Below are 16,283 nucleotides of genomic sequence, written 5' to 3' on the forward strand. Positions count from 1 at the left end.
CATTATATCCAGTAAAGCTAGCTAATATTGTTTAGATAAAAAAGCTCTGTTCATATATTATGCAAAGAATTTAGGATAAGAATAACTTGAGCTTATTCTATTCTTTTTTCTGATTGGCATTGCTGCTGATGAACATTTCATTTCGTTCTTCTGAAATAATTTCCAAAAACCGTTCATAATGCTTCAGCACGTCAGAAATTAATTCATTCTTGGTAAAATACTGCACATCATAACCTTCTCTTCCGTCTCCAAAATAGGATCTTGGATAATGGGTTTTATTATCATCAATTTCCGGCAGGTTTTCTTCATTCATGATATGTTCAGAAACTGTTTTTATCTGATTTTCGATACCGTAGACAAAGTTATTCACAACCCCCTGATGGATTTCTATTTCTATTCTGACAGGATTTTCACCATGATTTATCTGCGCTTTAATTCCGTTGGTCGCAAATTCCTGCTGCAGTTCTGTAAAGGCTTCTTTGCCTTTCACCTGAATGAAATGGTCTACGGAAGCATTATCTTTAAAGGAAACGATATTTTTTAAACGTTCTTTCCAGAATTCACCAGACCATGGAACAGTAGACACTGAAAAGTTTCTGTCATAATATTTTTGGTCTATCACCAATCCTTTCATCAGGCTTACCATAAACAGAATTACTACAATGGAAAACGGTAATGCTGTAATTAAGGTCATGCTTTGTAGTGCTTTCAAACCTCCCACATTCAGCAGTAAAAGAGAAAGAACAGCCAATAAAACACCCCAGAATACAACCTGCCATTTTGGAGATTTACCGGCATTTTTGGTGGCAATACTGTTCATGACAAATATTCCCGAATCTGCTGATGTAACAAAAAAGATAAGAATGATAAGAATCACGAAGAATCCTGTAAATTCTGATAAAGGCAGGTACTCTAAGAACCGGAACATTAATGCGTCCGGATCTGTGGCAAACTGACTTAACTGCCCGTTGGCAATATTTAAATCAAACCAAATGGCACTGTTTCCGAATACGGACATCCAGATAAAATTGAACAACGTTGGTAATATTAAGACTGCAAGGATAAATTCTCGTATTGTACGCCCTTTGGAAATCCTCGCAATAAACAAGCCTACATATGGAGACCAGGAAATCCACCATGCCCAGTACAGGATGGTCCAGTCGTAAAACCATGGCAATGCATTTTTCTCATAAACATGGGTATTGAAGGTAAGATTGAAAAAGTTATTGATATAATTTCCCAGTCCTTCTGTAAAACTTCCGATCAGATATACTGTTGGTCCCAATATCAGCACAAAAATCAGGAGCCCTATCACACTAATGACATTGATATTACTTAAAATCTTCACTCCTTTTCCTACTCCAGAGATGGCAGACATTACGGAAAGAGCAACAAGGGTAACCACAATGATGATCTGATACATAAAACTGTTCTCAGGCGTAATATGAAGGATATTCAGTCCGGAACTGATCTGTACCACTCCAAATCCCAGCGTGGTAGTGATTCCAAAGAAAGTACAGCATAAGGCAAAAACGTCAATAGCATTGCCCCATTTTCCGTTGATCTTATTTTTTAACAAGGGATAAAAGCAGCTTCGTAATGAAAGCGGAAGCCTGTAACGGTAAGCAAAGTAAGATAAAGAAAGTCCTACCACTCCATAAATAGCCCATGCATGGATTCCCCAATGGAAAAAGGTATAGAGCTGCGCCTGCTTGGCCCGGCTTACATAATGATTATCCGCAAAAACGTCTGAAGAATAATGCTGCATGGGTTCAGCCACACTAAAATAGATTAATCCAATCCCCATTCCTGCGGCAAACAGCATGGAAATCCAGGAAAAGAAGGAATATTCCGGCTTACTGTCATTCGCTCCCAGCTTAATGTTAGCATATTTACTAAACAGCAGATATACCAGGAAAATTACAAAAAGCGTTACAGACCAAACGTACACCCAATTTAAATTAACGAATATGAATTGTTTGATTTCATTCAGGATATTTTCCGTTGGTTGTGGATAAACTGCAGACAAAAAACAGGTTCCTATAATAAAGAGCAAACTCGGAATAGTGACCCCTTTGTTAAAAGTAGATCTAACATTTTGAAAATTCATCTTTTTTATTTTCGAATTTATAGTATTGACAAGTCTTCCTGGTATGGGATATAGCTGTAAAAAAGTACTGAGAAATAAGAAAATATCCAGGTTTTCCGGGATCTCCGGTGCACTTAAGAACTATTGAAAAATGCGTTATTTATCTAAAAATCAACGCTAATCGAGGCGCAAGATAAGAAAACTTATAGAAAATATGAAAAATATGGAGGACTTTATGATTTTATGATATCGGCTTTTAAGGCCACTTATCTAATGAAACTTAACCTGCAGATGAAAGATCTACAAAAGCTTTAAGGTATCCCGCAGATTTCACAATTGACACAGATCTTTACAATTTTTCAATACTTACAAATTGGGTAAAGAATAAAAAATGCAGAAGAAAAATTCCTCTGCATTTTGTTAAACGGCATTATTGTAATATTTAAAATACTGCCAATATTTATCTTTAAAGATTCTGAATGAGGCTTTGTATTCAGGGTTGCTATCTTGTATTGCTTTAAAAATTTTAGAAATTTCTCTGAAATCTTTTCCTGCAAAATAGCATTCCTTGACGTTATCAGCAGTCTCTCTACCTATATACAAATATCCTTTCTCTTTCAGTTCTTCAATAGCTTTATCTTCAATATCGCTTAATTTTTCAAAATCTTCTTTTTCAGGAAGTCCGTCATTGTTATCTCCATTATATTGAAATTTAAGAACAGAAATCCAGGGATAAGAAGCCTTTGCATCATATTGTAGTAATGGAAGATTCATGCAGGCAATAAGCGGTCTTTCATTGCCTAAAGTAGCTCTGAGAACAGAAAATGTATCTTCTTCATTAGCTCTTTTTACCTTTTCATACTTTTCTGTAAATTCCTTCTCTCTCCATAGCAGGAAATCTTTCAGCTTTTCAATAGGAACCAATTCTTTTTTTGCCTGATCTTTTCCAATGATATTGAATACATCAATTTGCGTTGCGAAATTCAATTCACCTAAAAAATGGTCTAAAAATATACATATTCCGGTGGTAATCTGCCCTTTATTTTCTTCATTTACACCTTCGTAAACAAATGTAAGATCAATTTCGTCCGGATATTCTTCCGATTCGTTGGAATAAAAGAAAACATTATCCCGTGTAAATTCATAACCGTTCATCTGAAGGGCTATATGATCTATATTTTTAGCCGGTTTTAAAGCGGTAAACAGCCAATGATTGTACTTCGGGGCAGCATTGATTAATTCTTCAGCAAAAACCATATTTTTTATTTCTCCGTCTACCGTAATGATGAGCTCTGCAGTAGTATCATCAGACATCCCTGTAAGAAAATAGAAGTGTTCATTGATCTGGCGCAGTTTAGGAGAGAGAACATCAAAAAAGTCCTTTTCAATGGATGACACCTCTCTGTTTTTCACAATTTCGTAAAAATCTTTCTCTCTGGTCTGAAACCAGTTCCAGAAGTCTTTATAGGTACGAATTTCCTGTCCTGGATCTTTTTTGCCGAGGATTTTATCAAAAATGCCCATAAGAGTGTTTATTTTACAAGGTTTCCATCAATATAAACATGTTCTGCACTTAAGCTTCCCTGATTGTAAAGGATATTCTGGAAGTTATTGGTTTTAAACGTCACAAAGTCTGCTTTTTTACCAGGTTCCAGTTTCCCTCTGTCTTCCAGATTAAGAGCATACGCAGCACGGTAAGTCATTCCTGCCAGAACTTCTGCCGTCGTCAGTTTTTGGAATGTTGCCAGAATAGAAGCCTGGGTAATTAAATTCCCCATAGGTGCCGATCCCGGATTCCAGTCACTTGCAATCGCTACAATAGCACCTGCATCCAGTAATTTTCTTGCCGGAGTAAATTTCTCTCCCAACCCTAAGCTTGCCCCCGGAAGTGCTGTTGCCACTGTATCCGATTCTGCTAAAAACTGAATATCTTCATCAACCGTTGCTTCCAGATGATCTGCGGATTTTGCTCCTACTTCCACAGCTATTCGAGAACTTCCCGGGGTAAACTGGTCTGCGTGAACAGTAATTTCAAAACCTAAGTCTTTAGTTTTAAGTAAGAAATCTTTACTTTCTTCTGGCTGGAACGCAGATTTTTCAATAAATATATCGACACGCTGTGCCAAGTTTTCTTCTTTTACTTTTGGTAAAATTTCGGTAAGAATGTATTCTAAATATTCAGGATTGCTTCCTTCGAAGTCTCTAGGCTTTAAATGAGCAGAAAGACAGGTGGGAACTAAAGTAGCTTTAGTGGACTCCTGTGCTTTTTTGATGATCCGAAGCATCTTCAATTCATTTTCCACATCCAGACCGTAACCGCTTTTTACTTCAATGGTTGTAATTCCAAGATCAACCAGAAATTTGATTCTTTCTAATAATGTTTTCAGCAATTCTTCTTCTGAAGCTTTTCTTGTGTGCTGTACAGAACTCCAGATTCCTCCTCCACTTTCAGCGATTTCCAGATATGTTTTCCCGGCGTTACGCATTGCAAAATCATTAGCTCTGTTTCCTCCGAAACAGATGTGCGTATGTGAATCTACGAAGGCAGGAAGAACAACCTGTTCTCCTCCCATCTTTTCAATTTCTATTGTTGGGTTTTCTGATCTTAACGTATCAAAATTTCCAATTTTCTGAATGATATTGTTATCTACTACAATTCCTCCGTCAACAATAATTTCCAGTTGCTCATCAGAAAGTTTTCCTCTTAATGGTAAGTTGGCAAGTGTTACTACCTGCCTGAATGGTCCTAGTAATTTCATTTATTTAGACTATGGGTTAGAAGATGAACTATTTAATTCATGATTTCAGATCAATCATAATTTTAAATTCATAGTTCAACTTTAATATTTCCTCTCAAAAATACTTAAAATATCTCAATATATTAAACTCATTACGCGATCTGCTTTCATCCCGGCCCTGGTCTCTGTGCTTTTCTCAATCTGCCTTTCAACCTTATTCTAAATTTCCTATCTTTGAAGTAAATGAAATGAATTAATGCCAGATTTTTTACATCCAGATAAGGAAAATTACTCGCATGAAGAGCTTATGCAGGAAGAGCAGATCCGGCCCCAGAGTTTTAAAGACTTTGCGGGTCAGAGAAAAACGTTGGAAAACCTTGAGGTTTTTGTATCGGCTGCCAAAAGACGTGGTGGCGCTCTCGATCATGTTCTTCTTCATGGTCCTCCGGGCCTGGGTAAAACCACTTTAGCGAATATCATTGCCAATGAACTGGGAGTAAACTGCAAGATTACTTCCGGCCCTGTATTGGATAAACCGGGAAGTCTGGCGGGACTGCTGACTAATCTGGAGGAAAATGATGTTCTTTTTATTGATGAAATTCACCGTCTTTCTCCTGTAGTGGAAGAATATCTTTATTCTGCGATGGAGGATTACAAAATAGATATTATGCTGGAAACCGGCCCTAATGCACGCAGTGTACAGATCGGGCTTAATCCTTTCACTCTGGTAGGAGCTACCACCCGAAGCGGAATGCTGACTAAACCCATGCTGGCCAGATTCGGGATTCAAAGCAGGCTGGAATACTATTCTGTAGAGCTTTTATCTATGATTATTCAGAGAAGTTCAAGAGTTTTAGGAAGCACTATTTATGAGGATGCAGCCATAGAAATAGCCCGAAGAAGCCGCGGAACTCCAAGAATTGCCAATGCTCTGCTGAGAAGGGTACGCGATTTTGCTGAAATAAAAGGGAATGGTGAGATTGAAATCAACATTACAAAATATGCCCTGAATTCTCTTAACGTAGACGAGTTTGGTCTGGATGAAATGGATAATAAGATCATGCGTGTCATGATTGAAAATTTTAAAGGGAAACCGGTCGGAATTTCCGCTTTGGCAACCTCTATCGGAGAAAATCCTGAAACTGTAGAAGAGGTGTATGAACCATTCCTAATCCAGGAAGGTTTTATTATTAGAACACCGAGAGGAAGGGAAGTCACTGACAAAGCCTACAAACATTTAAATATTTCAAGACCTAAGAATCCGGGAGAACTTTTCTGATTCAGGGTTTTAAGTTCAAGGTTCAGATTTCAGAGTTTAAAGTTAATGAGAAGTTATTAGTTTATGTTTATTCCTAAATTATACAGAAGTGAAGATTTCGATGTGATGAGAACAATTATCAGCGAAAATTCTTTTGCTTTATTGATTTCCTCGGTGGATAAAATCAGGGCCACCCATTCTATGATGATGCTTAACGAAAATGATCCTGAAAATGTTTATATTGAAACTCATATTTCCAAAGCCAATCCTCAGGCAAAGACTTTAAAGGATGGCGATGAAGTACTGTGTGACTTTTTAGGAGCCCATACTTATATTTCAAGCAGCTGGTATGATCATATTAATGTTTCAACATGGAATTATGAAGCGGTACAGATTTATGGAAAAATACAGTTAATGAACTCTGAAGAGCTTTATCTGCATCTTGAAAAACTGACTTCCAAGTATGAAAAATTTCAGCAGTGTCCGATGATGGTTAAAGATATGGGACAGGAATTTGTAAAAAAGGAAATGAAAGGGGCTTTTGGGCTGAAGATCATTCCGACGGAAATATTCATCAAACAGAAGCTTTCGCAAAACAGAAAAGAAGGGGATTTTCAAAGTATCATTTCACATCTTGAAAATTCTTCTGATATTTATGGAGCAAAGATTGCTGAAAAAATGAAATTAATACAGAAATAATAATCAAAATATATATGAAGCTATATCCAATACAATGTGGAAAATTTAAACTGGATGGCGGTGCCATGTTTGGCGTCGTCCCAAAGAGTCTGTGGGAAAAAACCAATCCTGCAGACGAAAGAAACCTGATTGAACTGGGAACCCGTTCACTGCTTGTTGAAGACGGAAAGAAACTAATCCTGATAGACTGCGGTCTGGGTAATAAACAGGATGATAAATTCTTCGGGCATTACTCGCTTTGGGGCGATGATAACCTTGATAAGAATTTAAAAAAATTCGGTTTCATAAGAGAAGACATTACGGATGTTTTCCTTACTCACCTTCATTTTGACCACTGCGGAGGTGCTATTGAATGGAATGATGACAGAACGGGATACAGACCCGCCTTTAAAAACGCACAGTTCTGGACCAATGAAAACCACTGGCAATGGGCTACAGAACCTAATGCCAGAGAAAAAGCCAGCTTTCTGAAAGAAAATATCATTCCAATGCAGGAAAGCGGACAGCTCAACTTTTTACCACTTCCTACAACAGGAAATTACGGATTTGCCCCTGATTTGAAAATGGACGTGATTTTTGTGGACGGACATACCGAAAAACAGATGCTTCCGGTTATTCAGTATCAGGAAAAAACAATTGTCTTTGCTGCGGATCTTATTCCTACTGCAGGACACATTAACCAGGTGTATGTAATGGGCTATGATACAAGACCTCTCCTTACTCTTGAAGAGAAAGGAAAGTTCCTGAAACAGTGTATTGACAATGAATATTTACTATTCTTTGAACACGATGCCCATCATGAACTGGCCAGTCTTAAAATGACAGAAAAAGGAGTAAGGCTTGATGAAACCTATAGTTTTAATGATGTTTTTGGATATTAATTTTTAATCATGGAAGAATTACATTCAGAAACACAGAAAGCAGAACCGGAACCATCACCCAAGATTATTGGACTCACCGGAGGAATAGGATCAGGAAAAACAACGGTTGCCCGTTTTATTGAAGAATTGGGGTTTCCGGTTTATTATTCGGATGACAGAGCAAAAAGTATCGTCAACGATAATGAAGATTTAAAAATAAAGATCAAAGAATTATTAGGAGAAGATGCCTATGATAAGGATGGTCTTTATGACCGGAAATTTGTTGCCGGAAAAGTTTTCAACAATAAAGATCTGCTCCAGCAATTAAACGAGATCATTCACCCTGCAGTAAGAATTGATTTTGAGGAATGGGTAAAAAAACAAACGAAGTATCTGGTTTTTAAAGAAACAGCTTTATTGTTTGAATTAAAACTTAACAGGCAATGTTATAAGTCTCTTTTAGTGACGGCAGAAGATAATATCAGAACCAAGAGAGTGATGGACCGTGATGGCAAAACCTACCGCGAAGTAGAAGCTGTTATGGAAAAACAGATGCCTGAAAAAGATAAAATAAGACTGGCAGACTGTATTATCTATAACAACACTAATCTGGAGGATCTTAAAGAACAGACCGAAAAGATCATTTTTACTATTGAATAAATCAATTCCTGTTAACTTCTTTATTTTACATTACAGAATTGAAACCATAAAAATAAGCCCTCAAAAATGAGGGCTTATTTTATTTAATCTGAGTTCGGGCTAAGAAGGATGATTAGTTATAGGCATTGAAGCTCACTGTTAAATCAAACTGCCTTAAAAAGATAAAGTACTTTAAAATTTAAAGAATCATCCTTAATATTCTAACCTATGAACCTCAATTGATACTAATCTACAAGCTTTCTCATGGCAGCCGGAAGAAGGGTTTTTAAAAATTTTGAAACCAAAAAAAAGCCCTCATTTCTGAGGGCTCATTTTATTTGAAATTTATTGATTATTCTTTGATAAATTTCTTTTGTACGGTGTTACCGTTGTCATCAATATCAATTACATATACTCCGTTGATCAGTCTGCTTACATTGATCTGGTTGTTTAACAGAATACCTTCTGCGATCACCTGACCTGCTGCATTGTAAATTTTATATTTCGCTTTTTTGCTGATATTTTTCACAAACAACACTGAACTTACAGGGTTTGGATAGATCATGATATCATCCTGGTTCAATGAATTCGGAACACCTTGTTTAGCAATTCTTACAGAATAGTCTTCAACCTCTCCGTTCTTCATATTCACACAGTTTACTGGAATACCATCTCTTTCCATTGCAACTCTCATCACAACATATTTATGAGTAGATGTACTTACGAATGCATCAGCCGGTACACTGAATGTTCCTGATACAGGAGTTGTTGTATTCGGTGGTGAAGTAAATACTCTTTCATTGATATCAAAGTATCCGTTTCTGTTAAAGTCAATCCATACAGCAATACCTTCATTATGATTAGTACCAGTCCATTTTTTCTCGATTGAAATCTCATTTCCTGTAGATCCTTGAACAAGTTCAATGAAAGCACCCGGAACTCCTGTATAATCTGTATAGCTTGATGCTCCTGATTCATTCTTCATTTCAGGTCTTCCGTTAGGTTTTACTGTAACTTTAGAAATATGTTCTCCCGTAGAGCTTAGTGCTCCCATCTGGCAGTAGATTACGGTTGGTGTTGTGAAATAGTACGGAGGAGTATAAGTTCCAGGGGTACCATTACATACGTTCACAACCTGCATTTCATATCTCGTAAGTTCAGTTAATCCTGTGATTGTATAAGTAGGATTTACTGTTGTAACTGTTGTCCAGCTCGGAATACCTACTTTTCTGTATCTAAGGATATATGTTGCTCCAGTGAATCCTTCCCATACTACTTCAGCACTTGTTGGAGTAAGCTGAGTAATTGTTAATCCCGGAGGAGGAAGTTCACAAATTCTATCTGTTGTAAATACTTTTGGATTAGAATATGGATTAATTCCAGATTCTCCATTACACTTGTTCGCCACTCTTACTTCATAAGTAGTATATGGATCCAGGTTGTTCAACTGGTACGTGTTAGTAGGAGGTACAATACCTGTAATCTGATTCCAGGTAGTTGTTCCAACTTTTCTCCATTCAAAAATGTATGTTGAACTAGCTACTACCGGAGCCCAAGTAATGAGTGCTGAGGTAGAAGTAATATTACTTACCGTAACATTCGGAGGAGTAGGATCACATCTTGTTGTGAATGTCTTTATTGGTGTAAAGTTTCCTGTTACTCCACCACAAACCGCAGCAATCTGAACTTCATAAGTGGTAGCATTTGCCAATCCTGTAATAACAAGTGGAACGTTATTCAGAACAGTAGAAGCATATACTTCTGTCCAGGTTCCAGGAGGAGGTCCCTGTGTTCTGTATCTTACAAGATACGTAACTGTAGTTGCAGGACCATTAAAAGCAATTGTCGCAGAGTTGTGTGTAGGTGTAATAGTAGGCTGGTTTGGAGTAGTTGATGTACATGGTCTGATTCTTACCGCATAATCTTCCACTTCTCCGTTAGCCGCATTCTGACATATTGTTGGTGCGCTTCCACGTTTCAATACCACTCTCATTGTGGTAGTATACTGTCCTACATAAGCATCAGCCGGAACATTGAAAGTTCCTGTAATAGGAGTAGTTGTATTTGACGGTGAAATAAGGATACGCTCTCCTGTTTCAAACTGTCCGTTTCTGTTGAAGTCAATCCAAACTGTAATAGCATCACTATTGGTTGCTGCTGTCCAGCCTTTAGCTACAGAAATTTTATTACCGACAGAACCTGCATCAAGAGTGATCAGAGTTTCCGGTGTTGTGTAGCTGAAATAATTGGTCTGTACAGTAGTGTTACTCATTACCGGTACACCAGGGTTAATAGAAGTAACGGTTACATTTGAAATGTGGTCGTTAGTTCCTGTACCTGTCATATCACAATATGATAACGGAGGTGTAGTAAACTGTACTGCTGTAGAATATGCTCCCGCAACACCTGTTCCACACTTGGTAGAAATCTGTACATCATATTTAGTCTGCTCTAAAAGACCAGTAATGGTATAGTTATTTACCCCTGCTGCTAAAGGAACAGCTGGAATAGTATAGGTACCAGCTGTTGCCAGTTTCCATCTGATGGTGTAAGAAGCGTTTGCAACTGCATTCCAATATACTGTAGCTGTGTTTGCAGTAACGTTGGTTACTGTAATATTGGAAGGCGGAGCATTAGTACATGCCGGCTGATCAACCAATTTTACAGCATAATCTTCTACTTCACCATAAGTAAATGTACCACAGGCTTCAGGAGCACTGCTTTCTCTTAAAGCGACACGCATACGGGTAGTAAGTGCACCGCCATAAGCACCTTCTGCTACGGTTGGTACGTAGAAAGTTGCAGTAACCGGAGAAGTAGTATTGCTTCCGGAAGTTAAAACTTTTTCTGAAGGCTCAAATACACCATTTCTGTTAAAGTCAATCCAAACTGCGGTTGCAAAAGACCATTGGTAATCCGGCCATGTCTTGGTAATTGTAACCGTATTATTATTTAATCCTCTTGATAAAGTAATCAATCTTGTAGCGTCAGTAGTATAGTCCGTATAATTACTGAAACCAGAAGTACTTGTCACTGGTATACCACCTGTTGGGTTTACTACAACTTTGCTGATATACCCATCAATTGTTGCACTTGTAGAAGCTGCAGCGCAATACGTAATAGGAGGAGTGGTAAAGAATACTCCGGCAGAGAATGGTCCCTGGTTTCCATTACATTTGGTCGCAATCTGAACTTCATACTGAGTCTGTTCAGTCAGACCTGTAAGAGCCAAACTTGATGTCAGAGGTGTATTTATGTTAACTGTTGTCCAAGCTCCGTTAGGTGCTACCCTATACTGTACTACATAGGTTGCCCCGGTTGTAGGGGTCCATGTTACAGTAGCTGAAGTAGGTGTAATACTGTTCACTGCAATATTGGCAGGAGGTGCTGTAGTACAAGGCTGAAGAGCCTCACTTACCAATATCAGCCTTGGAATATTAGAATATCTGGTGGTTGCTGCAGGAGGAGATGCAGGATCTGCATTGGTTCCGTCTTCATAGAACATCATTCCTCTGTTGGTACCAGCAGCATACTGTCCCCAGCTTGTAGCAGCATCGGCATAACCAGGAGAGTTCTCATCCACTGCAATTACAATATTACTTGTTCCATCCCACACGAACGGAGTGGTAAGAGGAATAGTAACCCATTGTCCATTAACAAGGTTAGGAATAGTTCCCGTAAACACCTGCTTCAGGTTAGGTAAAGTAACCCAGTTTGTTGTACTTGAGAAATTATTTTGTGTAGTATTTCCCATATACACTACCCAATTATTATAATTGGTCTGAGGTGTCGTAGCCGTACCTACAAAAAATTTGATGGCAGTAATATAATTGGCTGTACCTGCTGCTGTTATTTCCGCAGCGGTATAAATCTGCTGTGAGTAGTTGTATCCGTAATAGGTCTGTACAGGCAACGGCCCCGTAAGAGTTCCCTGCCCAATCTGACCAGGAGTAAACGACGGACCTGCCGCCCAGGCACTTTTATCTGTACCAGAACACACTGATCTTACCCACCAGTAATACGTAGTACCTGTAGTCAATCCAGGAATGTTAACCGTAGTACCTGTAACAGGTGTACCTGGTGTACCTGCTGCAGGAGGTGTATTGGTTGTAGTATAATAATATTCATAACCATTAGCCGGAGCTGTTCCCTGAGGAGCCCATGAAAGTCCTGCAGAATTAGCTCCTACAGTAGGGACTGCCAATGATATAGGGAAAAGACATGAAGGCACTGAGAATGAAATATTATCAATAGATGCCGGAGGGTTTGATCCCTGTGAGGCATCATTAACCCATTCAAATACCAGACGCATAGTACCACCAGCAAATGTATTAATAGCTAAGTTGCTAGTAGAATAATTTTGCCAGGTTGACTGAAGTTCAAACCGCCCACCACTTACCAGTGTTCTTCCGGTACCGGTAGTAATTGCCGTTCCCGGAGTAAGAGTATATGTGGTAGGAACCAGCCATACTCTTAAATAATCATAGGTAGACTCTCCGTTAGCTTTCCAGTCAAACGAAAAGTTACCAATAACAGATCCTGTCGGAATGGTAATATCCCTGTAGGCAAAAGTAACACTTTTGATACTGTTGTCATAAGCATTGGTAGTTCCGTTATCATCAGAAATGAAAAGGGAATTCCCGGGATTTCCGACCACGTTACCGTGCACCCATTTGTTGGTCTGGGTACCATTCAAAATTGTGAGATCATTACCAGCCGTAAAGTCCTGGCTATAGGGTAATGTCGCAGGTGTCTGACCATAAAGCTCTGATACAAAGCCAATGTTTATCAAACACAGAAGAAGTATTAAAGAAGTAAAGAGTTTCTTCATAATGTTCTCATTATTATATTAATCATACAAATCTAATCATTTTTCATTACTAATCTCACAGGAACAAGTATTTTTTTTGTAAAATTTTCATAATATTCGTTTTTACATCATAAAATAAAAAATCCCCAGGAAACCCGGGGATTAATGCTATTTTAAGCGAATCGGTTATTTTTTGATGAACTTAGATCTGAATTGATCTTTTCCTTTATCATCTATAGTGATCACATATCCACCTTTAATTAAAGAAGAAACATTGATCTTTCCACTGTTGATATTTCCATCACTTACAAGCTGGCCGGCAGCATTATAAATTTTATAGGCAGCTTTATCTGAAACTTTTGTTACGTTCAGGATATCGCTTACCGGGTTAGGATAGATCTGGATTCCGTCATTAGCTTTTTTAATGTCGCTTGTTCCTAAATTTGGTGAAGTTACAACAACATTGTAGTCTTCAACTTCTCCGTATAAACCTACAGTCCCACATGGAGGTGTAGAAATTACATAAGGTGCCGACTGGTAATAGAATACACTGGCTCTCATTCTTAATCCCTGTCCTATAACAGCATTAGCCGGAACTGTAAATGAAGCTGTAACAGGGTTCTGTGTATTGGTTGTTGCATTAGAAACCATTAAAATTCTTTCGCTATCTTCAAAGCTTCCATTTCTATTGAAATCGATCCATGCAGTTACCATTTCCGGAACAGGAGTACTGGTCCATCCTTTTGTAATAGACAGTGTATACTGGTTACCTGCTACCAAATTGATCTGCAATGCAGGATTCGTAGTATAATTGGTATACACACTAGGACCTGAAGGGTTACTCGCTAAATTTCCTAATGATATGTTGGCAATATGATCATCTGTTCCGTTTCCGGATTGTACGTTACAATATACAAGACCTGGTGTTGTAAATCCTGAAGATGCAGAATAAGTTCCTGTAGTTCCAGAGCAAACTGTTGCAATTTGTACTTCGTATGCAGTTCCATCAACAAGGTTTGGCAATGTTACTGTATTTGAAGATGTATTAATAGTCTGCCAAGTCGTCTCACTTACTTTCTTATATCTTACAACATAAGTAGCCGTTGGTACCGGCGCCCAAGTTACTACAGCAGAACTAGGGGTAATGTTACTTACACCAATACCGCCTGGCGCAGTACCATCACAAGCGATTAATGTTACTACATTGATTGCTTTAACTGCATAGAATACATTACCTATTGAAGAAATTCTCAATTTAATGATCTGCCCATTCAATGAAGAAGGGAAAGAAAACACTTCTGAGCCATCATTGGCTGTTGTATTTGAAAGAACAGTCCATGATGTTCCATTGTCTGTTGTATAATCAATTTTAACATTCGCAGAATTGTATGGAGCCGAAGTTGTATTGGCCACATCCCATTCAACGGCAGTTGGTGAGTTATGATATACATACTGAGTATTCACTTTAAATGGTCCGTCATTTCCAACTACAATGGTTTGTGTTCCATAATTAGTCTGCTGTTCTGCAGGGTTTGGGTTATTATCTCTTACGGTTACAGCAAAGTTGGTTGTTCTTGCTACTTTAGAAACAGATTCCCAACCGTTGTTTGAATTATCCAACACTCCGTCAAGCACTGAAGATAATTTAGGGAAATATCTTGTAGGACTTGTACTCGCTGGCTGTGATCTGAATGTAGCCCCTGAAGTAGTCGTTCCAAGATTATTTTTATCGATAACAAGTGCAGCATTATCAATCTGTTCCCATACATAAGTAAGTGGGTTATTTTCCTGATCTGTAGCAGAAGCAGTCAATACAAACGCTGTTCCTTTAGGGATATTATAAGTAGGTAATGCAGCAACAACAGGAGGGTTGTTGGTAACCGGAGTTTCTACATCACATAACTTGTTGGTAAGATTGGTTTGAATCTGCTGGATGCTCACATGATGAAAAAACGGGTCAGAATGTGCTTGAACATCCGTAGTAGCACCAGTAATACCGGCATATCCCATAATAGTAGTCCCTGAACCTGGTTCAACATTCTTTCCGGCGGGTTCCAACGCATGGGCAAAGGTGTGGTTAGCTCCAAGCTGGTGGCCCATTTCGTGAGCGACAAAATCAATATCAAAATTATCCCCTACCGGGCTTGTACTCTGAGTAAAGGCAGATCCTTTTGCTCTATCAGTAGTCGCAACCGGAGATATACATACGCAACCGATACATCCTGCATTTCCGTTATTTCCCGCAGCATTAAACACGTGGCCTATATCATAGTTCTCGCTGCCTACCAATGATGTAAGCGTCTGCTGCAACTGTAAATTTAAATTGTTCGAATAGGGATCTGAGGTAGCATCTGTAAAAATAATATTCTCAAAATCCTGAACATTTAAGTGAAGAGCAAGGTCTTTTTCGAAAACGGCATTTACTCTTGTCATTGTAGCGTTCATAGCCTGAAGTGCCAATGGTTTGGTACCTCCATGAAAAGTAGTGTATTCTCCTGTAGCAGAAAGAGCCAATCTCATGGTACGGTACTTCTTGTCTGAGCTTCTGGAGAAATCTGTCGGCTGGTTATTGAAATTCTGCCCAGATCTACGCATTTGTTCTATCTGATGAACTTCATTTGGATTTTCTGATGTAGTACAGACAAAACTTTTACCTTCCGTGTTTACCGTTTTAGGATGAACGCCATAAAGTGTTTTATCTGCATTCTGTGGATCAATAAATTCATATTCCCCGCCTTTGATAATCATAGACTGGAAATCATTCGGAGCCAATGAGAATCTCAGGTATTTTTCAGGATCATCAATCCCAACTCCCACATAGGAGCCTAAATTATACCTGTCTGCAAGGGACTTTACAAGAACCGGAAAACTGTATACATTAAATTTTTCAATTTTCCCACTCAATGTCGGAATGGAAATAACCACTGGCTTACTTCCTTTTCCCATTTCCTGGGCATTTTTAAGCTGGTCTCTTAATAAGTTAATGTCCAGTTTGAAATTCTGCCTCACCATTCCGGTAGGTGATTTCAGATCAATTGACTTGACTTTTGTTTCCGGTTTAGCGGGCGACCACTGTGCGAGGGCCGTTCCTCCTACCAAACTTAAACATAAAGTAGTAATAAGTTTTTTCATAAATTACTTTTTAACAAATTCATATCTGGCAAAAATATAAAAAATATCCAACGAAACA

9 protein-coding genes are annotated in these 16,283 nt (G+C 38.4%); 4 read left to right on the forward strand and 5 right to left on the reverse strand.

Annotation, left to right across the window (positions count from 1 at the left end):
- Positions 1-97: 97 nt before the first annotated feature.
- From FW768_RS12490 to hutI, 3 genes are all read right to left on the reverse strand, one after another.
- Positions 98-2,110, reverse strand: a complete 2,013-nt coding sequence (locus tag FW768_RS12490; RefSeq protein ID WP_153395880.1) for a BCCT family transporter — start codon at positions 2,108-2,110, stop codon at positions 98-100.
- Positions 2,111-2,509: 399 nt separating this feature from the next.
- On the reverse strand, positions 2,510-3,613 hold the full coding sequence (locus FW768_RS12495) for a DUF695 domain-containing protein (protein ID WP_153395882.1): 1,104 nt from the start codon (positions 3,611-3,613) through the stop codon (positions 2,510-2,512).
- An 8-nt stretch (positions 3,614-3,621) separates the two neighbouring features.
- Positions 3,622-4,848 (reverse strand): imidazolonepropionase, encoded by a 1,227-nt coding sequence (gene hutI / locus FW768_RS12500; protein WP_153395884.1) that lies wholly within the window; start codon positions 4,846-4,848, stop codon positions 3,622-3,624.
- A 235-nt stretch (positions 4,849-5,083) separates the two neighbouring features.
- Here hutI and ruvB point away from each other — a divergent pair, with 235 nt between their 5' ends.
- From ruvB to coaE, 4 genes are all read left to right on the forward strand, one after another.
- Positions 5,084-6,106: a Holliday junction branch migration DNA helicase RuvB gene (ruvB, locus tag FW768_RS12505; RefSeq protein ID WP_153395886.1), complete on the forward strand. Its 1,023-nt coding sequence runs from the start codon at positions 5,084-5,086 to the stop codon at positions 6,104-6,106.
- A 63-nt stretch (positions 6,107-6,169) separates the two neighbouring features.
- The gene (locus FW768_RS12510) at positions 6,170-6,784 is read left to right on the forward strand and encodes an FMN-binding negative transcriptional regulator (protein WP_153395888.1); all 615 of its coding nucleotides are present in this window, start codon (positions 6,170-6,172) and stop codon (positions 6,782-6,784) included.
- A 14-nt stretch (positions 6,785-6,798) separates the two neighbouring features.
- Positions 6,799-7,665: an MBL fold metallo-hydrolase gene (locus FW768_RS12515; protein WP_153395890.1), complete on the forward strand. Its 867-nt coding sequence runs from the start codon at positions 6,799-6,801 to the stop codon at positions 7,663-7,665.
- A gap of 9 nt (positions 7,666-7,674) precedes the next feature.
- Positions 7,675-8,304 (forward strand): dephospho-CoA kinase, encoded by a 630-nt coding sequence (gene coaE, locus FW768_RS12520; protein ID WP_153395892.1) that lies wholly within the window; start codon positions 7,675-7,677, stop codon positions 8,302-8,304.
- Between the two features lie 331 nt (positions 8,305-8,635).
- Here coaE and FW768_RS12525 read toward each other — a convergent pair whose 3' ends face one another.
- Together FW768_RS12525 and FW768_RS12530 are read right to left on the reverse strand one after the other, a co-directional pair.
- Positions 8,636-13,114: a GEVED domain-containing protein gene (locus FW768_RS12525; RefSeq protein WP_153395894.1), complete on the reverse strand. Its 4,479-nt coding sequence runs from the start codon at positions 13,112-13,114 to the stop codon at positions 8,636-8,638.
- A gap of 165 nt (positions 13,115-13,279) precedes the next feature.
- Complete coding sequence (locus FW768_RS12530) at positions 13,280-16,225, reverse strand: reprolysin-like metallopeptidase (RefSeq protein ID WP_153395896.1); 2,946 nt, start codon at positions 16,223-16,225, stop codon at positions 13,280-13,282.
- Between the last annotated feature and the right edge of the window lie 58 nt (positions 16,226-16,283).

It is taken from the genome of Chryseobacterium vaccae (assembly GCF_009602705.1).
Taxonomy (GTDB): Bacteria; Bacteroidota; Bacteroidia; order Flavobacteriales; family Weeksellaceae; genus Chryseobacterium; species Chryseobacterium vaccae.